The sequence below is a fragment of the Winogradskyella poriferorum genome, assembly GCF_050618035.1.
Taxonomy (GTDB): Bacteria; Bacteroidota; Bacteroidia; order Flavobacteriales; family Flavobacteriaceae; genus Winogradskyella; species Winogradskyella poriferorum_A.
In genome coordinates this window covers 177,004-198,770 of sequence record NZ_JBODPY010000003.1, presented here as the reverse complement: position 1 = coordinate 198,770, position 21,767 = coordinate 177,004, and the positions used below count along the sequence as shown (strand labels likewise).

The following is a 21,767-nucleotide window of genomic DNA, read 5'->3' as shown; positions in this document are numbered from 1 at the left end:
AAGATATTTGTAAAGTTCTTTGAAAGGCCTACCTAAAATATTGACTTTGCTAACTGGATTTCTGCAATGAAGAAATACAAATACAAGTAGTTGCAATTTGAAGTCAGATCGGTTAGTGTCCCGTATTTACGGGATGAATGTTTTGTTTTTATTTATACTAGGGCATGAAGTTTCTTGTGAATTGCACTGCGTTTATTAAACAAGGAATATAGGTAGGCTTTCATTGAATGTATAAAAATGAAGTTACAGAAACCACATATAGAAAAAATTAAGTCTGATTTTATGGAAATGCAGACGATCCATGATTTTCTTGATTTAATAAATTTTGTAAATAAGTTGTTATATGGCTCCGATTCCAGATCCTTTAAGCTCAGACAAATAGCGTACTATTCAGTCCCAAATTACATTCGAAAAAAACGAATAAAGGATACTGAAGGAGTTTTTAAAACAAATACATATCACACTTTTAGCATAAATAAAAAGTCGGGAGGTAAGCGGATAATTCATGCACCAAATAAAACACTAAAGAAGAAACAAAGAATATTTTCAGTAATTCTGCAATGTGTTTTCAACCCAACTCATTCTTCATATGGCTTTATTAGGGATAGATCTATTGTTGATAACGCTAGGGTGCACTTAGGGAATTACTATATATATAATATTGATATAAAAAATTTCTTTTCTAGCATTGATCAAGCAAGGGTATGGAAGTGCCTTCAATTATCTCCGTTTCATTTAAATTCAGAATATAACAATGGTGATAGGCTTAAAATTGCCAATATTATTGCAAATATATCGTGTGTTGACTTGGAGGTCGAGAGATTTAACGAAAAAGGACAATTAGTCAAAGTGGTGAAGGATGTCTTACCGCAAGGAGCGCCAACATCACCAATATTAACAAATGTGGTATGTCAGCGACTGGATTATCTTCTCACAGGTATTGCAAAGCGTTTTGGTTTAAAATATAGTCGATATGCGGATGATATTACCTTTAGTTCTTTGCACAACGTTTATCAGAAAGATAGCAAATTTCTACATGAGCTAGATAGAATCATTAAAGATCAGGGTTTTTGTTTTAATGTAGCTAAAACTAGATTACAGGTTAACGGGATGAAAAAAGAAGTTACGGGTCTAGTTGTTAATGACAAATTAAACGTTAACAAACGCTATATAAAACAGCTAAGAATGTGGCTTTATTACTGGGAAGAATATGGTTACGAAAAAGCTTCTGAGATATTCTCAAAGGATTATCAAAAGGATAATGGACATAATGCAGTAAAAGAAAACGTTAGTTTTAAAAACGTGCTATATGGCAAGTTGAATTTCCTCAAAATGGTGAAAGGAGTTGAAGATAATACTTATGTGAAGTTGAAAAATCGATATGTAAAACTTGCAAAAGAATTAAAAATCAAGCAAAAAATAGAAGAGAGGAAGAGAGATGAGAAACGATATTTAGAGCTTAAAAACTACTTTGAGAACAAGCCTGAAAAAGATGAAGGTGATTTTGATAATATCATTGCAGATTTAATGTTGAAAGGTGAATTAAGTCGTTTAGAAAGAAAATTGAGAATTAAGATTAAGCTTCCAGAAAAACCGAATACTAAGTCAAATAACGAATTGCCAAAACTGCATAATCCAAAAAAATTAGTTGCACTCTTAAAAAAGTTCTCAAAAAATGAGAGCGCGTTAAAATATACCACTCATAGTTGGGATGCAGGTAGAGATTTAGAAAAATTCAAGGATATTAATGAGTTTATAAAAATTGCCAGAGAAGAATATGCCGGTTTCTCCAAGGATTTGAATAGCCTAAGTAAAACGTTAAATGCATTGATATATAATTTTGTTTTTAATCCTGATGTTCATAAAGAAGGATGGGGAGCAGTTCAACGGGATGAAAGGATTGAGTTTGGTTGGAGTTCTTCAGAACTTATTAAAGCATGTAATGCAGATTTATCTTTAAATCCAGAGGATTATATGCTACCTGAGAAATATTGGAGTTTAAAAAAAGGAGTAACCATTCAAAAGTTCAAACAGGTAATAGATTTCTTTAAAAACCAAATTGAGATTCGAGATGAAAATTCTGCATTATTAAAGTTGATATTATCAAAGCACAAAAAACACCTTGCGCAAGAAAATTTTGAAATTCACAATCGTGAATTGTTGGATACTTTAGAAGATAAAACATTTTACACAGACGTACAAGCTTTAGACAATGCTCTAGAACTGATTTTTAAATGCATCTTAAAAAAAAAACAGCATCCAAATATTTCTTATCAGGTAAGGAGTTTAGATGATGCTTATGTTCTTGAAATATCACACATAGGATCCTCAAATCAGTTTAAATCTATAAAAGATAATAAGCTAAATATTGATGCTGGAGATTTTGGAAGTATAGCAACTGAACTAAATAATTTGTGCGATTGGAGTATTGAATCCACATTTAAAGAAGGACCACATAGAATAAATTTTTTAGTATCGGATTCTGAGATATCAGCACATGAAAAAATAGATTCGGCTGATGGGTTTAAATATATATTAACATTTTATAAGTAGGAAGGATGAAATTCATGTTAATTGAAGATAGGATAAGTAGAATGGAAAAATATAATTCCAGTATAGTAAACATACCACAAGTAGATATATATACTGGAAACAAGTTTGAAGTCCTTATAAATTCTTTAAAAAATAATGATACAACAATCCTGGATAATTATGCCTGTATTGCAGCCCATAGAACAGCGCTTCCTGATAAGATTAGGGAGTCTTTAAAGGATTACTGTATGACAAAAGATAAGCCTTTAATATTTTTTTCAGGAGGTATTAGCGCTAGTGTATTAAAGGATAATCCATTCCCTTTTCTAAACTTAAATTCTAAAGACTTTTATTCAGGCAATTTTAATTTATTTTGTGAGGCATTAGAGGATTTAGGAATGCCTAATTTGTTAATTCTACAATTTGGTGCAAAATGGAAGTTATCATTACTTCTAAATTTAAGAAACCTTATTTCGGTACATATGAACCGAAGAGTACTTGTTGAAAAGAGTATAGACGGGTTCGAGAACAAGAAATTGGTAGATGAGCTATCTATGGTAAGAGATTTAAAATTAAGTAAACTTTTAATTAAAGATTTGATTTCTGAAAATGAAAGCCTTGTTTTTTTAAATAATCCATATCAAAGTATAGATGGGTTTGTTTTTTTAGAAGATCCTAATGAAAGTATAGATGGGGATAGGATAAAAATAGAAAAAATAAAAATCCTAAAGAAATCTGTTGACAATTTAATTTTTAACAGTATATGAAAAAATTATTAATTCACAGTAATAACACTTCCTTTAACACTGAAGCGTTGTTTCCTGTTAAGAATCAGTACTTATTTGATATCGCCTACGACAAAAGCGCCGATGAATATATTGATGATATTCTAAATGATGACTTAGGAGAACGGTTAAAATATACAGATGTCGTTTATATAAAACTTTCACTATCATCTAATTATTTAGAATACCTTGGCTTAAGATTAATATACCATATCAGATTGACAAAATCTTTAGGTGATAGCTGTAAACTTCCAATTGTATTAATTGCTGATGAATCAATGCAGTTTCTTGGCTTAACGTCGGAAGAACCTTCAGTACTTTTCACAAAAGGTGTTTATTTAATTAGAGAATCATATGACGATTATATTAAGTCTAAAGAGAATTTTGAAAAGAATAGGATCAAACCATTAGATAATCATTCTGATTTTGTAGATGCAATTCGGATTTCTCCGCCTTCGAATTATGATTCACATCATTCTATTGCCAATGAATGGGCTTTGGTGCGGTATTTTGGCATGTTAAAGCGAGATACTCAACACGAAAAATACAATTCTCTTCAGAAGAAAATAGAAGGGCTTGACTATATAAAGACTTTGCACTTTAAGTACACTGAATCCCAAACACACAGGCAAAAGTTTGGTAGAAAACATCTATATACTCCTGTAATTGATGATGTCAAAAATCAAACGATCGGAGTTATCGAAGATGAATTAAAAAAAGGCTGGTTTGAATATTATGATTATCTGTTTGAGCTATCTGGAGCATATCTACTAGCATTTGATACTTTTAATAAGGAAGAAACAAAGGAAGAATTAGTTGATCGCCTAAAATCATGGTGTGATAAGAATATGGAAGGAGAAGATCCGGTTGATATTTTTATTGTAGATATAAGGCTACATGATGAAGATTTTTTTGAAAAGGATTTTGATCAGTTATCAGGCGTTAATATTATAAAATATATTAAAGCAAAAAATCCTGGTTGTCAAATCATAGTGCATACGGCTTCAAATAAAGTTTGGAATTATCAAAATGTTCTAAAAGATGGTGTGACATCCTATTGTATAAAAGAGTCTCCAGAAAATTTTAATACTAGAGCAGAAACTAAATTAAGTATAAACCTTTTTTGTAAAGAACTCTCTTTAGCAACAAGTAAGTCATATTTAGCTAAACTATTCAGGAGGGTTAAGAACATAAAAGCCAATCACATTTTTAAAACCGATGATTCTAAAGAAGAATTCAATCAAAAAGTTTTTTCTAAGAATGGTTTATTAGATCAAATATTCAATCTTTTAATAATTAGTAATGAAGAGGCCATTCTAAATCAAAGTTTGTTATTGTGTTTTCAAATATTAGAAATATATTGTGGATGTGTTGGAGATTTTCAGAAAAGCGGTACTACTTTAAATTCGGGCTCTGTATGGTTAAGAGATAAAACTAAAAAACAGATCTTTTATGTTGATAAAGTCACAAATAAAATATCAACTCATTTTGAATTGATATTGGGGAACTTAGAGTTTCAAAAAGATAAAGCAAGGAAAACACCTGTTTCAATTGAATTATTCGATAATATGGAGCTTAAATCAAAATTTCAATCAGGTATTGATGCCACAACATTAGTCGAAATAATTTCTGTACTTCATTATAGGGATAATATTAGTAAACGAATCATAGAGAAAATTATGGCACTGAGATATTACAGAAGTAACGTTGCTGCTCATAATACTGGTAATATTAGATCTGATCATAAAATTGATTCTACAGACATACTATTTTTCTTTGATATATTTGAGAGTGCATTCTTAGATCATGTGTAGAATTTTATTATTATGCAGATATACTGCATAAACTAACTTTTACTTTGTCTTGTCGATTAATAAGAGCAAGACTATGAAAAATCCAATTTCAATTTTAGACCATTTACAATTTGATTGTCCAACACCAGAGCAAAAGGAAGCTTTATTGGCAATGTCTGAGTTTATAAAAACTTCAAATGAGGATGATTTTTTCATTTTATGCGGTGCTGCAGGTACGGGTAAAACTTCAATAACAACGGCATTGATTGGATATTTAAATACCAAATCTATTGCCTATAACATTGCCGCGCCTACAGGAAGAGCTGCGAGAATATTAGGCAGAAAGTCTAAAACGGTTAATAGTACTATTCACTCTTTAATTTACAATGTAAAATCTAATGCTGATTCTGGAGAGGTCATATTTCAATTAAAGGAGAATGAGGTCAAAGACTTCAATATTTTTATAATAGATGAGGCCTCGATGATTGCTTCAAAGGTCCAAAATGACACTAACAATTTATTTAAATCAAAGAATTCCCTACTTTCAGATTTAATAAATTTTGTAAAAAGTGGCAATGAGAAAAATAAAATTGTTTTTCTAGGTGATAATAATCAATTACCACCCGTGAATGAAAAGCATTCATTAGCCCTTTCAAAAGATTATTTAATCAATACTTTTTCTCTAGAAGGTAATGCGAAATTGCTAACAGAGGTAAAACGACAAGATGATGGTAGCTATGTGCTCAAAAACGCTAATGTAATCCGAGAAGGGATAGACAAGCAACAAAAGTCAGTTGGATTGTATGGTATCAGGAAGCAATCCATTGAAGATGCGTCTCGCGATTATGTTATAGATTATTTAGCCAATGGTCAAGATTCGATAGTTTCAATAGGCGCAACACATAAAATGAATACGATGTTCAATAGTAAAGTGAGAAGTAAAATATTTGGATATGGTGCAAAACTACTAGAGAAAGATGATTTACTATTAATTACTCAAACTTGGAAGCGAAATGGCTCACAATTGTACAGTGGAGATCACGTAGTGGTAAAAGAAATTGACATAAATGATATTGAGACTGTTGCAGGATTACGATTTGCACCTATAAAGTTATTGTCAAAAAATCTTAAAGGTGAAGACGAAATCATTCGAGACTACATCTTAATCGATTCCATAACAAACCCTCAAGGAATACATATCAAACAAGAAAATATGTTGCGACATGAACGCTTTAAAAAAAATAAGGTTTTTAGAGAAAGCATGAAACCATGGGATGACAGATATGTAGGAGCTATAAGAGCGACTTATGGCTATTCCATTACCTGTAACAAAGCCCAAGGAGGTGAATGGGATAATGTGCTGATTAACTCTTTCTATATGCCTTCGCTAAGATACCAGTATACCGCTCTAACAAGAGCTAAAAAAGAAGTTAGATTTTACTAATCAAAGCAATTATAAATAGTCTGTTTTAATCTGTGGGTTATTAGTATAAATAAAAATTGATGATTATTTTTATAACCTCACGGCAAACATATTTATACTAAGATATTTGTTTATATGAAGGGTATAGGATTAGAAAATATAAAAGTTTTTAAACAAGAACAATGGTTAGACTTTAATAATCTAACTCTATTCACGGGAACGAATAATAGTGGTAAAAGTTCTGTAATTAGTACAATGCAATTAATTCAGGATAACATTGTAAACCGAGACCTGCAAGCTTTACTTAATGCTAAGATACGCGTTAGAACTAATCAAAATAAACATGGAAGCCTCGATAATTTTATTCATAGTAGCTCAAAACTTGATTCAGGTAAGTCTTTTGCATTCAGTATGCAGAACGGTTTTTTAATATATAAGGTGATAATTGAAGTTCAGGAAGGCATTGAAAGTTTTGGGGTTGTAAAAGAAATTTATATTTATGATAAGCTTAGTAATAAAGAAATATTTTGGATTACACCTGGTGCTAATAAAACTCGATATGAGTATAATTTTAGAATCAACTATGGATATTTTTTAAATCGATTTTACGAGAAATGTGAGAATACTATTAGATTAAAAAATCGATTAAAAGAACTTGACCAACTTGTGGGCCGCGTTAAAAAAGATAAGGCTGATGTTGAAGAACTTTATGACTTGGCGCATGAATTAAGTCAGCAATTTTTAGTCAAGATTAGCGTACGTTATTGTCACTATAAAGATCCTCAATTTAAATTATTTATGGGATTCGGAGTGAATGATACAGAGGAAACAATTAACGATAGAGTTGAGAGGCATATTAAATCAAAAACCTCTATTATAGATTATAACATTGAAAGGCAAAAATTAAAAGATAAAGAGGAAAATACACCTTTAAATCAAATTGGTGTTTTCTTTTCGGAAAGGAATAATGTAGATAAGATTGTAAATGAAAAGCCAATTTCCATACCTGTAAAACCTAGCTTGTTATCTGTAAAGGAAATAAATTCCTTATATACTGACACTACAAAATTTGGAATATTTGATTTTTCTTTTTTGTGGAGAGATAATGATGATATCAATAAGAAATTTGAGCAAATCATTTGTTCTTATTATGAAACTGACTTCAAGACTGCCAATAGAAAGTTAAGTGATGATTTAGTTATTTTATTGTCAAACATTAATTGGAATTTAAAACAAAGCCATGATAGTGAATTAGTTGATGGCTGGTTTCCAGCAAATCTTTATGAAGATTATTTAGGTAGCTTGTCATATTTTGGTTTAATATCAATTATGGTTCATTACTCTAATGGGGATTCGTTACTAAATAATGAATTTAGAACTTTGACGGCGCGGGATGAGATATTAAATGATAATGAAGAAGTTTTGAAACTTAAAAACGATGGATTCTTCGATATTCTATTTTCTAAAATTAGTGATTTAGTATTTAATCATATAAATCCTAAAATAACTCGATTTCCTGATTTAGAAGGTTTGGATAATACTATGAGACTCGAGGCAATAGACACTTACAAAAAGAAAAGATATAATTTTTTTAATGATGAAAAACCTCTAATTAAAGAGAATGCATATGCTACTATTTTTAGTGATATTTTAGATAAACTGGTCAATTTTAAAATAGGTGTTTCTTGTTTATATATTTCTTCTAATAGGTTTTCTGTCAAACGATCTTTCAGTTTTGGTGATAAAACAGATTTTTCAACATTGCTGAAACAGATTGAATCTCTCGATTCTCACAGTAGGAAAATCAGTCATAAGTTCATAAATAAATGGATAAAGGAATTTGGTATTGCAGATGAACTTGTTCTAACATCAGATAGGGATACGGGGAATTTTAAGGCGCATCTTTTAAAGGATGGGACCAGAACATCTCTGGCAGATTACGGACTTGGTACTAATCAATTACTTCCGGTGATTTTTGGTATAGGAAAAATTGCCTATAATCATGTGTATGAAGTTTTGCCTGATGATGAAGAACCGTTTAAAAGTCGGACCGTGGTTATAGAAGAACCAGAAGCTAATTTACATCCTGCTCTTCAGAGTAAACTCGCAGATATGTTTGTCGAGGCCATCAACAGATTTAATGTTCAGATAATTGCGGAGACACATAGTGAATATTTGATCCGAAGATTGCAGTATTTGACAGCTAAATACTATTTTGAAGCCGATAGTAAAAAGTACATTAGTCCAGAAGATTCAGTCATATATTATTTTAATGAGGAAAAATATGTGGATGAAAAGAACCCTAAAGTGATTAAAATAGAAATAACGGAAAATGGTAGCCTTACCGATTCATTTGGCAAGGGGTTTTTCGATGAGGCAACAACACTGAAGTTTGATCTTGTGAGACTAAACAGAAGTCAGTATAATTAGTGGGTTATGCAGGTTTTTATTGAATCAGATTTTATAGAAAAAATTAACGACGACTTTCAGAAAATGACTGGTGTTAGAACTCCTGCTCTCGAGGTAGTTGTGTCAGTACTGACAGAATATGGTAATCTCAAAATGTATATTGACTGTAGTCTACAGAAGTTAAAAACGCTAGAAGACACTAATGAAATCGTTGCAAGGAGAATAAGCCAGTTTTCGGGCTTAGTATCTTTAAACAAACCACTTAAAGAATTATATGAAGATATTTCGAATTTCGAACAGGTTATTGTTTTTACGCTTGATAATGAACCGTGGCATTCAGAGGCTCAAAAAAAAGGTGTTTTATGTTTCACATACAGTAACTATAATCAAAAGATTTCGGACATTATCAATGTGTGTAATTCAATTAAAATTGATCTTAGTAAAAGATTTCAGGGATGGAATATCTTTGGAAAGCTTAAAGACATTCCAAAAAATTATTTACTGCTAAACGATAATTATATTCTCAAAAAAAATGCAATAAACAGAAATTATGTACCCTTGGTTAAATCTATTTTAGCTAAAAATATTGAGGCTGAAGTTGAAGTATGCACTGATTTTTTAAACGATAGAACGCTAGCTTCTTCTATTAATACTATTTTTGACAAATTTTGTAGCCAATTTGATGATGATTACAAGTTAAATGCACGGTTAGTTCATTTATATCAGTACCGAGATTTAAACTTTCACGATCGCATTGTTTACTCCAACTTTTTTATGATAGAATGTCCAGTAGGTTTCAATTTTGATACACGAAAAACTTCAAATTCAAAAATCACTGTAGATTCTATATTTGATAAGTTTAGTTACAACAGAATGAACAATCATTTAAGGCATCTGAATAATGCAAAAAAGAGTGCTAGAATAATAGATTAGCAAGTAATTTAAGTTTATAGTTTCAATCAGTTTTACTAGGATAATGAAAAAGGCCATTCTGTCAAAATCCACCTTTTTAAGAGGCCAACAATGCCATAAATCTCTTTACCTATATAAACATTATTATCATTTACGAGATGAAATATCGGAAGACCAACAGGTTATATTTGACCAAGGGACGAATGTTGGGCTGTTAGCCCAAAAGCTTTTTCCAAATGGAATAGACGCTTCTCCATCAGATCACTTTAAAATACATGAGTCCGTCATCAAAACTAAAGAATACATTGAAAGAGGTGAAACAATAATTTATGAAGCTACATTTCAATTTGATGGTATCATTGCTGCTATCGATATTTTAGTAAAAGATGAAAATGGCTGGAATGGTTATGAGGTGAAAAGTTCTACAGAAGTAAAAGATGTTTACCAAACAGATGCTGCCATTCAATATTACGTTATTTCCAATTCTGGTGTTAAGTTAAAAGATATATCTATTGTATATATAAACAACAAGTATATAAAAAATGGGTTACTTGATATTAACCAGCTATTTCATATTGAATCTGTCATTGATATAGTTAAAGAATTAGTTCCAGGAATTCCAAATGAGGTTGAGGTCTTAAAAAAGGTTATTGGACAGAAAGATATCCCTGATATTGATATTGGACCTCACTGTTCAGATCCTTATGGTTGCGATTTTATGGGCTATTGTTGGAACCATATTCCTGAGTATTCAATATTCAATATCTCTAGACTTCGAGCAGACAAGAAATTTGAACTATATCATAACGGTGTTCTATATTTTGAGGATTTGGATCTTAAGAATAATTCACTAAACGGTAATCAGCTCTTACAGGTTAAGAGCGCATTAAATAAAGAAGTTCATATTGACCAAGAAAATATTTCAAATTTCTTGGAGGACATAACATATCCGCTTTATTTCTTAGATTTTGAAACCATTAATCCTGCAGTTCCTATTTATGATAAGAGTAGACCGTATCAACAATTAGTATTTCAGTACTCATTGCACAAACAGGAACACTATAATAGTGAGCTCATTCATCTTGAATATTTGGCCAAAGCCGATCCGAATATTGATCCTCGGATAGGATTTATGCAGCAGCTGATTAAGGATTGTGAGATTGAAGGGGATATTATAGTTTATAATATTGGTTTTGAAAGGAGTAAGCTTAATGCTTTGATTGATGATTTCCCAGAATACGAATACAAATTAAGACCCATTATTAATCGATTAAAGGACTTAATGATACCGTTTCAAAAAAAATGGTACTATACCCCAGAAATGAAGGGTAGTTATTCCATAAAGGCAGTTCTGCCAGCGTTAGTTCCGGAATTGTCATATGACGATTTAGAGATTAAAGATGGAGGTTCAGCTAGTAACCTGTTTGTAAAAATATTGAATGGCCAAATCACCAATGAAATCCAGCTTCATAGGCAAAATCTTAAAGATTATTGTAAGTTGGATACTTTTGCAATGGTCAAGGTGATGGAAAGCCTTTCAAAAATATAAGAATCATTTCAGAACATATCTTTTTATCTCAGGTAGCAATAAGAATTAAATATAAATATTTCCATTTTTCTAAAAATTTCATTCTTGAAAGTTGGTGTATTTCTATTGAGCTTGTCTGAGAGATTTTGGTACGACTTATTCTAAAAGTATTGGTATAATATTCATTTTTTGAACAAGAGAAGAAAAAAAGAAATTGCTTAAAAAATGTCTTTATATAAAAAAATACTGTCTTTTGACTGACAAAAAATTATATAATCTTTTAGTAAAAAATTGTTTTGGTCTACACTGTTTATAACAACTGTCTATATCAATGGATTTAGTTGATTAAGTTTTTTTCTAAAGACAACGTGTTTGGGTCTTTATACAGTCGACACACGCTTTAATTTAATCGAAAAAAAGTGTCATTTTTTAATTAGAAAAGACGTAAGATACTATGTGTAAAAAGTGTACTTATTTAGGGTAGATTGAATAGGGAGTTAAGTATGTGTCCGTTTATTGTATTTAAGAATAAAAAATTGAGCCTTGATACATTAAGGGTAAATAAAACTATATGATAGAATCCTTCTCAAATCAAGGACGCATAAATATCGCATATGCCATATACAACCCATAAGTTAAACTGTAAATCGGTACGACTCTCATAATTCACCGAAGAAAACCCGATAACGCAGAAAACTACAGATAATGAAGTTAAAGGTGAAGTTAAGATTCTTTTGGATTATATAACGTTTTAAAAAATAGTATTTTTAAACGACAGATATTGACGTAATCACAATTTAGTTTTGTGATATGGAAAAGTTTATTGATAAACTAACTAGTCGGATAAAGGAATATCTTGATAATGAATCCCAATTTAGAATAAAATTGAATACATCAGAAATTAGTATAAGACAGCAATTAATTCTTAATAGACTACGAAAGGGAAACTATACTTTTGAAGAGATATTAAGCTATTTAGAGCTGGAATCAGAAGTACAAAGCTTAGATCTTGTATTATCTAAAAGAACATTGCAAAGAGACCTTAAAATCATCTATTCTGTCTATGGCGTAGAAATTAAATATGATAGATCAATAGGTAAGTATAGAATTATCAATGATCACCAATCCATATTGCAACAACGCCTTTTGGAAGCTGTTGATTTGTACAATGCTTTAAGCTTAAAGGAAAGAGTCTCGGATAAATTAATATTTGAGCAACGCAAACCAAAAGGTACTGAATATTTGGTATCAATTTTAAAGGCTATAAAGGATAAAAAGCAAATCACGTTCGATTATCAAAAGTACTGGGAAGCACATGAAAGACAAAGAACCATTGAACCTAGAGCATTAAAAGAACACAAACAACGTTGGTATGTAATAGGTATTGATGTTGAAAAGAAAAAACCTCGAATATTTGGTTTAGACAGGGTTCAAAACTTAGAGGTAATTGAAGGTGGTTTTATGTTTGAAAAAATTGATGTTAAAGAGATGTTTAAACACAGCTTTGGTATCATTTCTCCAAATAATGATAAGCCTATTAATATAGAGCTCACATTTAATAGCTTTCAGGCTAAATATTTAAAGAGCCTTCCCTTACATCATTCCCAAAAAATATTAGAAGAAGATAAAGATATAGTTGTTTTTGAGTTGTTTTTAGTACCAACATACGACTTTAAAATGGAATTAATGTCTTATGGTAGCTCATTACTAGATATTAAACCTGAAGGGCTTAAAAATGAAATTGTTCTAGAAATTCAAAATTCGCTTAAAGTATTGAATAGAAAACTATAGATTGAAATGAAAAGCACATCAACATTATTAAAATCGTTAAGCACAGAAAATCTGGATAATGACAAAGGTTTAAAAACAGACTTCCCCGAATTCGATCAATTTACAGGAGGCTTTAAGCTTGGTGGACTGGTGCTAATAAATGGAAGAGTTGGTATGGGTGTAAATCATTTAACACGATGCCTAGTCTTAAATACAAGTATTAGATGTAAGAACTCGGTTGGAGTGTTTTCATTATATCAATCTCAGGAAACATATTTGCTGCGATTGCTCGCAACAGAAGCAGGTATTTCATTTCATGATCTTAAAAGGAATAACGTATCGGATGCCAATGACATGGTCAAGACTGCAAAGGAGCTAATTGCAAAAGCACCAATATTTATTAGTGATGCCATGTCTTTTTCTGTTCAGTCAATAATTGCTGAAGTCCAGGAAGGAATAAAATGGTTTGGAGTGAAAATAGTTGTCATCCATGGTTTCAACTTATTAACTGACAACACATTTTGTGGAATTTCGAGATATGAAGAACTAGATAGGGTTGCAAGTAAACTTAAAGATTTTGCCATTTACAACGATGTTACTTTCGTTATCACACATGAATTACCAGAGATGTCTTCCCCAAACGATAATCAAGAATTTTGTCCTACAATTCGAGAAATATATGATGATTTATCATTAGCTAAATATGCGAATCTGGTGACCGTATTATACAGGCCCGAATATTATGGTATAAAGACTTGGCCACGTTTTGATGAATCCACTGAATGTGAAGCGGAATTGAGAATAGTCAAAAACAGAAATGGTAATCTGGAAAGTTTCAGGTTATTTTTCGATGGGTACAGGTCAAGATTTCATGAGGTAGGCGATGATCGCTACAGAAAACAGCCTTTTACCCCGAATGCTTAAAGAAACCTTATAGTATCCCATTGAATCTAATTTAATTCCTAATAAAGCGACTTTAAACTAAATTAATATGAATTAAAGCGTTTTAAACACGTATTAATATGCTTTTAAAACCACAGTAATCGAATAAATCACGAATCAATAATCAATAAATATTTCTAGATTGTTAGAGCCGATAATCTTTAGGTGCCCTGTAAGTATACCTATTGAATTACTTTGTTTTATTTGACTGATTAACAAAATAATTGATCATGGGTTGCGGAGTGCTTTGTACCGATAAATTTTAATCTCAAGCGTTTATCTTAGGACATAACTAGGGTTTCGATACTCATAAATAATACTCTAGTTACTCATTTTTAACTAAAAAACAGGTAATATCTATCATTTAATTGAAATTATCATCTCATTATTATAAATTGGGTAAAAGATTACGATAGCTATTAACCAAGGTAATGAATCAAAAATTACTTCAATTTTTTCTAAGCCCATTTACAATTGCTGGAGTTGTAACCCTTTTAGTTATACTTTTATTACCTAATTTTTTGTCAGAATATGAGGTCAAATTCATAGAAAGAGAGCTCCTCGGTGATATGCAAAATATTTATTATGAAGATCTTGACGGTGATGGGAAAAGCGAAAAAATATTATCTCAGCCCCAACAAGCCCCTGGAAATTATAATGCAAGCTATCTGTTGTTTAAATCTAATGGAGACTTTATAGATCAGTTTAATCTAGATCAACCTTTTTGTAATTCAAGTTGCACAATGTGGTTTAAAGACCTGAACAATGATGGTAGAAAGGAGTTTTACATACCAACAAAATCAGAAGACAGTTTATTTCTCACAATTCAGGACTATGATAGTGGTCGTATCATTAACCAAAAACGAGTATTTGTGGATATTATGTCCCCATATAATAATAAATTTGAGTTTAAGGTGTTATCAGATCGACCGTTCAGTCAAAACTCAATCAATAAAAGAGAACTGTATTTTGCCGTGATGAATGGATACGCGGCTAATCCAAGAAACATCTATACCTATGACTATAGTAGCAATGTTATATTTAAATCACCGCATATTACCAATCCAGGTCATATTTCAGGAATTGCCGATTTAGATGGTGATAGCAAAAATGAAATGCTCATAGACGTCTATGCCTCTTCAAATACTCTAGATTCGCTTAAAACTAATCGTTCAGATTATAGTACATGGCTAACAGTATTGGATGACGATATGTCATTCTTATTCGAACCTATCGAATTTTCTTCTACAGGATCAATATATTTATCGCAAATCACGCAAAATGATTTAAAAAAATTAATTTGTTTTTTCAAGTCAAGACGACCTAGCGAAGCACCAAGTCAGCTTCTTAAATTGGCAGTTGATGGTACTATAGAAAAAAAAGTAAGTGTTGAAACAGACACTAACGTTTTGGGCCTGGTACAATTAAGTAAAGAAACAGTGGGTATATATCGACGAAATGATGGAATTCTTTCAGTTTATGATTATGAGCTTAATACAAAAGGCGATATCCAGTTAGAAACAAATATTAACACGTTTAATAAATTCGATTTTGATGGAGATGGTGAAGATGAGTGGATATGTCATGATGGGGGTGGTAAAAATTTTTTAATAAGTCGTGAAGATCTATGTGAAAGTACAAAGATCGAAATACCCATTTCAGAAAATTCGGTCCGAAGAAGTTATGGTGTTAAGAGTGTTGACTCAGGGCAAAATCAATTATATTTTCAAAATGGCAGCTCCATATTTTATTTTACCTACGGTAAAAATCCAAGTGCTGTATTCAAATATCCTATATATGGCTCAATGTATCTGGGGGTATTGGGCATACTTCTTTTAGTAGTTAGAGGCCAAAAGAATATTGAGGCAAATAAACGCGCAATCGAAAAAGAGATATCAGAGTTACAGCTTAAAACCGTTAAAAACCAAGTGGACCCGCACTTTGTTTTCAATGCCATCAATACTATTAGTGAAATGACCTTGACCGACAATAAACTAGAAGCTGATAATTTCATAAGTAAGTTTTCCAACTTTATGAGACAAACCCTTAAGCAATCAGATAAAATATCTACTACACTCAAACAAGAATTATCCTACACTGAAAATTTCATAAAGCTTCAACAGATAAGATTAAAGAATAAATTTGATTACGATATTCAAATCGACTCAAGCGTAGATGTTAACATGCAGGTGCCGAAACACATTTTATATACGTATGTTGAAAATGCCATAAAACATGGTTTAGCTTTAACCATAGATGGTATGTTAAAAATTGCCGCCGATAAAACTAAAGAGTTTGTAGAACTGACCATTGAGGATAATGGTGTTGGAATCAGATATGCAGATGAACCTAAGAGCCATTCCACGGGAAGTGGCTTAAAAATTATGGATAAGATATATGGACTATATACTAAGTTTTATAAACAACGTATAGAACATCAATTATTAGAACTCAAAAATAAAAATGGCACCAAATCTGGAGTTCGAATTGTTATACATATCTATCCTAAAAAACGAAATTAATTATGGCATCAGAAACTATAAAAGTGGTCATTCTAGATGACGACCCAAGAGCCTTAAATCGAATAAAACTTTTGTTAGAGCATTTTTCTAATGTGGAAATCATTGCAGAATTTGAGAATTCTGAAGTGGCCCAGGATTATATTGTCGCCAACGAACCCGATCTCGTCTTTATGGATGTGGAAATGCCCGCCAAATCGGGAATTGAAGTTGCGGAAGATATCAATAAAAATCATCTGGATACCAAGATTGTCTTTATCACGGGCCATGAGCATTATGCCATCAAGGCCATAAAAAACTCCGCTTTTGATTACCTTTTGAAACCTGTTAGTATTGATGAATTAAAGGCCACCATAGAACGCTACAAAGCTAAATGGCAGTCTAATTTGAGTAAGCGTGAATTTGACATTATAAGACTTATTTCTAAAGGTTTAAATAGTAAAACCATAGGCGAGCAGTTGTTTATAAGTCGGCACACTGTGGATACCTACAGACGGGCTATTCTGGAAAAAACGGGTTGTACTAACTCGGCTGAACTTATTAGCTATGCAACTCGTAATAACTTGATATAATAGATTTTATCGGTTACTATTCATCTTATTTTTTTGCGCTTTAAAGAAACTCTCATTTCTGAGAGTTTATGTTCTCAGGACTAATGGGTACATTAGGAAATTAGGGAAGTAAATTGCAATAAATTAAAAATCAATTGTTTACCCTCAAGTCTTTAGTAATGCCTTGGCATTAACATTAAACTAGACCTGCTTTAAAATTGCAGGTTTTGAAAAATTATTCATCTTTCACCATTTACGTCATCTTCATTGTTATTGTTCAATGTAGTCTACATGCACAATCTGTATCTAAGCTTAGAAAAATTGGAAACGAATTTGAAAAGAACGGTTCAATTGTAAAAGCTTCAGAATATTATTTGAAAGCATTAGATAAACGATCTAGTGATAAAAAATCTATTGCCCAATTGAAGAAGATTGCTCCAATGGTAATGGATAAATATGCACAAGATGCCAATAAGGCATATACAATGAAAAAATATGAAAGAGTACTAGAAATCTATGATTTGTCAAAAGATTTTCTGGCTGAACTAGATGACTTTGACGTTTATGTAAGCACACCTTCTATCTTAAAAGATTTAAAGAAAAATACAGATATATACTTTGCAAATCAGCATTATGAGGATGGAAAGAGAAATATTCAAAATGGGTTGTTAGAAGAAGCCATCAAAGATTTAGAAAGTTGCATATCCTATGACGCGTATTATAAGGATGCAAGAAATTTGTTGGATAAGGTAAGAGACGATCTAAGATTAATTCGAGCGGAAAAATATTATTATTCAGGTGTCACAAAATTATCTAAAAAGGAATTTCGTAGTGCCTATAAAGATTTTGGTGAATGCCTTTCAAATAAAAGTCCTTACAAAGATGCCTATCAGTTGAGGGCCCAAGCCCTTGAAAAGGGCTTAGCAAAGATAGGAGTATTAAATGTCAAAAATCTCTCTAACTATAGAAATGGAATTGAGAAAACACTGTATACTAATATAGTAAACAATATAGAAAATAAACGCTCTCCATTTATTGAGATTGTTAATTCAAGTAGGTTTAATAATGGGTCCGGTAACTATTCAGGTTCATTGACTGAATCATCCGCCATACTGGTAGGAAGAGAAATGGGCTTAGAGTTCATCCTTATTGCCAAGGTCCTTGATGTGGATAAATCTGGGGGCAAACTAACATCAAAAGATGTCGATGCCTATGAGTTATACTATGTTCAAAACTCTAGCGGAAAAAAGACACCGAAAGGAAGAAAGGTGAAATTTAAGCTTTATGAAGGTGCATCTCGTGTAACCTACCGTGTTGATTATAAGCTAATTTCTACAAAAACCAATCAAATCATAAAATCCTCAGTTATTTCAGAATCTGCGAGCGACCAGGTAAAATACGCCTTCTACAAAGGTGACCATGAAAAATTATGTGTGACTGATCCGGCTGAAAATGGTGATAGTATTTTAGGGTCTTTCCTTACTAATGTAACCATGGTCGATCAAAAACTGTTTAAGTCGCGCAAATCCCTAAAAACACCATATGATTTACACAAACCTGTATTTGAGACTATATCAAAAAAAATAGCACATGAAGTTTATATAGAGATTAATGAAAACTAATAAATAATAACATGAGAACAGTGAGATATTTACTTTTAGTCGTAGCCATAATGTCAGCACCTATTGCCCAGGGACAAGATTGGAAAAAGAAAGCTAACAAAAGTTTTAAAAAAGCTAAGTCTTCAGTGAATAGACGTCTAAATCAATCCAAGAAGAGCATTAATAAAAGGTATAGTCAGGCTAAAACTGACCTAAGAAGAGTCCAAAAAACAACACAACGAAAGATTGAAAACAATTATGGCAAAGTAAGGGCACATTATAAACAAATAGAACAAAAAGCAAAAAAACAATATGCTAAATACCAGCCTCTAGTTAAGAAGTATGGAGAGCAGTCAATTAACAATATCTCTGCAGTTACTAAAAGGTATGGAGAAACTGCTGGAGATAATCTGAGTAAAGCTTATCAAAGGTATGGAGTAGAGATAGCAGAGAAAATTAAGTATTTCTATGATACATATGGCGAAAACGCAGGAAATACTCTCTTATATGCCTATGATAATTGGGATGATGAAGTTGTACAAAAAATCCAGAGCTCATATGATAAATACGGATCAGAAATAGGCAATACGGTTTCTGAGTTCTACAGTAAATATGGCCCTCAGGTTGCAGAGAGTATTAGGGAGAGTTATGATAGATTTGGGCCAGAAATAGGTAATTATATAAGGGATGCTTACACCGCGTATGGTCCACAGGTAGGAATTATAATAAGAAATCTCTATGAACTGTATGGTGAATATGTGGCTAATGAAATTAGATACGCTTATGATAAATATGGTCCTGAGGTCGGATATTCTATTGTTAAAATTTATGAGAAATACGGACTCGAGTTAGTAGAACAAATCTTGGATGTTTCCAATAAATACAGCGACGAAATTAGGGATTCTGTTATTCTTGGATTTGAATTATATGGTGAGGAAATAGGTTATAAACTAATGACTGAAACGCTTAAAATAGCGGAGGTATTAGATGATAAAGATACTCTTATTGCAGCACTAGCTATAACACTCGTGGTTTATGATCAGGCAGAGCAGGCAGGAGTTGTAGATTTAGTTAAACTGGTAATTAAGTACAAATTAGGTATGTATTCATACCCCACGGAAATAATGGAATTGGGGACTGATCTCGTTGTACTTTACGCTTTTAGTCAGCTTTCGGAAGATGAGTTAATGAAAATTTCTAAAGATATCTCAAAGTCAAAAAAATCAGAATCAAGATTGGCAACGTTATCTAGTTTATTGGAATTACAAGAAGCAATTTTATATGGTGAAGACCCTGTCGACGCTATGATACAACTACAAATGTTTATGAAGTAAAATCAATATTAATTATCACTTAAACACTCCTATTATGAAAAAACAATTACTCTACATTTTAATGCTCCTTTTCTTAAGTAATAGCAATGCCCAAGATGTGCCAACATCAAACAATAAATATTTTTATAGTATTTATGATAAAACAGAATTAATTGATGCGCAGATTGTTCAATACACAGATGATTCATTTGTGTCAGCTAATGATGTGAGATATGATTTCCAATATTATGCAAATGGTAATTTAATGCGGCAAACAATTTTTGTCGGAAGTGTTGGAACGGGATCATGGAATACTGTTGGGAAAATCGAACAAGATTTTAATAGTAATGGATTACTATCTACTGTTACAGTATATGGATGGCAAAGCTCAAGTAGTCAATGGATAGAACAAGCGAGACTTAATTATTTCTATTATTCAAATGGCAGAATTTCATCAATAATCGAGCAAGATTGGGATTCTTGGACTGATGATTGGGAAAATGAAGAAAAAAAAGATAACTATATCTATGACACTAATGGAAACCTATTGTCTTATATTTCATATAATTGGTCTTCATTCAACAATGATTGGGATCAATCGTCAAAATATGTTAATACTTATAACTCTAATAACTTAGATGTAGAGGTTTTACAAATATGGAACAATAATAATTCAACATGGGAAAATGATACTAAATGGGAATATCAATACGATGCCAACTCTAATTTAACTAAAAAAGAAGCCTATATTTTTACTTCAGACTGGGACTTAGCATGGTTTGTCGATTATTACTATGACGCTAACATTAAACTTGATGAAGAAAAGTACTATCAATATAGTGGTTCGGGAATAACATATGTTAATACCGTAATAAATGAGTACAGTTATAATGGTAATTTAGACTTGACAACAGTCGATATATCTCAATTAAATGTTTCTAATCAAACTTACGATTTAATTGGGAGAAGAACTTATTCCTATTCATACTCAGGAACAGATTTTACCGATTTTGAACTACCTGAAGAAACTGGCGATGCTACCATAGATTTGATTAATCATACCATTGATATTGAGGTAGAAAATGGTACGGATTTAACTTCATTATCTCCAATATTTACATTGTCTTTTGAAGCTAATGCAGATATTAATGGAACTAATCAAATAAGTGGGTCAACATCTAATGATTATAGCATTCCGGTCACCTATACTATAACTGCAGGTAATGGTACTGTGGAGACTTGGGTAATTACGGTTACTGAAGAAGAGACCTTAAGTGTTGGTGAAAATGATTTGAGCATTGATATTTCAATTTACCCTAATCCAACAACAGGCATAATAAACTTAAATGGAGAATTAAAAGATTTAAGTTCGGTACAGATAATCTCAGTTATGGGCCAAATGGTTTATGAACGTAATGGGGATTTTAATACACTGGATTTAAGTTTTCTAAAGAGCGGAGTTTACTTCCTAAGAATTTGGGTAAAGGAAAAACAAAAAACCCTACGCTTTATCAGGCAATAAACAAAAAAAAACGCTCAGCTTATCGAGCGTTTTTTTTGTTTATGGTGTTTTTATAACGAAGCGCTGTCAGGAATTTAATAGCCTTGTCAAAGATAAGATTATAGTCATAGGCAATTATAGTTTAGATACTTGAGGGACGATTTATGGTGATATACCTAGCTCTTTAA

The 21,767-nt window shown here is 31.7% G+C and carries 14 protein-coding genes; all 14 read left to right on the top strand.

Annotated elements, in window-relative coordinates:
* Positions 1–237 precede the first annotated feature (237 nt).
* The 14 genes from ACRHOC_RS08300 (at position 238) to ACRHOC_RS08235 (ending at position 21,600) form a co-directional block, all read left to right on the top strand.
* Complete coding sequence (locus tag ACRHOC_RS08300; RefSeq protein ID WP_431158140.1) at positions 238–2,553, top strand: reverse transcriptase family protein; 2,316 nt, start codon at positions 238–240, stop codon at positions 2,551–2,553.
* A gap of 5 nt (positions 2,554–2,558) precedes the next feature.
* Positions 2,559–3,299 (top strand): hypothetical protein, encoded by a 741-nt coding sequence (locus ACRHOC_RS08295; protein WP_431158139.1) that lies wholly within the window; start codon positions 2,559–2,561, stop codon positions 3,297–3,299.
* Positions 3,296–5,131: a hypothetical protein gene (locus ACRHOC_RS08290; RefSeq protein WP_431158138.1), complete on the top strand. Its 1,836-nt coding sequence runs from the start codon at positions 3,296–3,298 to the stop codon at positions 5,129–5,131. The genes ACRHOC_RS08295 and ACRHOC_RS08290 overlap by 4 nt, the downstream gene beginning before the upstream one ends.
* 73 nt (positions 5,132–5,204) lie before the next feature.
* Complete coding sequence (locus ACRHOC_RS08285; protein ID WP_431158137.1) at positions 5,205–6,554, top strand: ATP-dependent DNA helicase; 1,350 nt, start codon at positions 5,205–5,207, stop codon at positions 6,552–6,554.
* Between the two features lie 114 nt (positions 6,555–6,668).
* Complete coding sequence (locus tag ACRHOC_RS08280) at positions 6,669–8,963, top strand: DUF3696 domain-containing protein (RefSeq protein WP_431158136.1); 2,295 nt, start codon at positions 6,669–6,671, stop codon at positions 8,961–8,963.
* Positions 8,964–8,969: 6 nt separating this feature from the next.
* Positions 8,970–9,875 (top strand): hypothetical protein, encoded by a 906-nt coding sequence (locus ACRHOC_RS08275; protein WP_431158135.1) that lies wholly within the window; start codon positions 8,970–8,972, stop codon positions 9,873–9,875.
* A gap of 43 nt (positions 9,876–9,918) precedes the next feature.
* Positions 9,919–11,403, top strand: coding sequence for a DUF2779 domain-containing protein (locus ACRHOC_RS08270; RefSeq protein WP_431158134.1), 1,485 nt, complete (start codon positions 9,919–9,921; stop codon positions 11,401–11,403).
* Between the two features lie 789 nt (positions 11,404–12,192).
* Positions 12,193–13,173, top strand: coding sequence for a helix-turn-helix transcriptional regulator (locus ACRHOC_RS08265; protein ID WP_431158133.1), 981 nt, complete (start codon positions 12,193–12,195; stop codon positions 13,171–13,173).
* A 6-nt stretch (positions 13,174–13,179) separates the two neighbouring features.
* On the top strand, positions 13,180–14,076 hold the full coding sequence (locus ACRHOC_RS08260) for a DnaB-like helicase C-terminal domain-containing protein (RefSeq protein ID WP_431158132.1): 897 nt from the start codon (positions 13,180–13,182) through the stop codon (positions 14,074–14,076).
* Positions 14,077–14,525: 449 nt separating this feature from the next.
* On the top strand, positions 14,526–16,616 hold the full coding sequence (locus ACRHOC_RS08255; RefSeq protein WP_431158131.1) for a sensor histidine kinase: 2,091 nt from the start codon (positions 14,526–14,528) through the stop codon (positions 16,614–16,616).
* 2 nt (positions 16,617–16,618) lie between these two features.
* The gene (locus ACRHOC_RS08250) at positions 16,619–17,185 is read left to right on the top strand and encodes a response regulator (protein ID WP_431158130.1); all 567 of its coding nucleotides are present in this window, start codon (positions 16,619–16,621) and stop codon (positions 17,183–17,185) included.
* Between the two features lie 206 nt (positions 17,186–17,391).
* Positions 17,392–18,786, top strand: coding sequence for a hypothetical protein (locus tag ACRHOC_RS08245; protein WP_431158129.1), 1,395 nt, complete (start codon positions 17,392–17,394; stop codon positions 18,784–18,786).
* Between the two features lie 11 nt (positions 18,787–18,797).
* Positions 18,798–20,099 carry a hypothetical protein gene (locus ACRHOC_RS08240; protein ID WP_431158128.1) on the top strand — a complete coding sequence of 434 codons (1,302 nt, stop codon included), beginning with the start codon at positions 18,798–18,800 and terminating at the stop codon, positions 20,097–20,099.
* Between the two features lie 34 nt (positions 20,100–20,133).
* Complete coding sequence (locus ACRHOC_RS08235) at positions 20,134–21,600, top strand: T9SS type A sorting domain-containing protein (protein ID WP_431158127.1); 1,467 nt, start codon at positions 20,134–20,136, stop codon at positions 21,598–21,600.
* Positions 21,601–21,767: the final 167 nt, after the last annotated feature.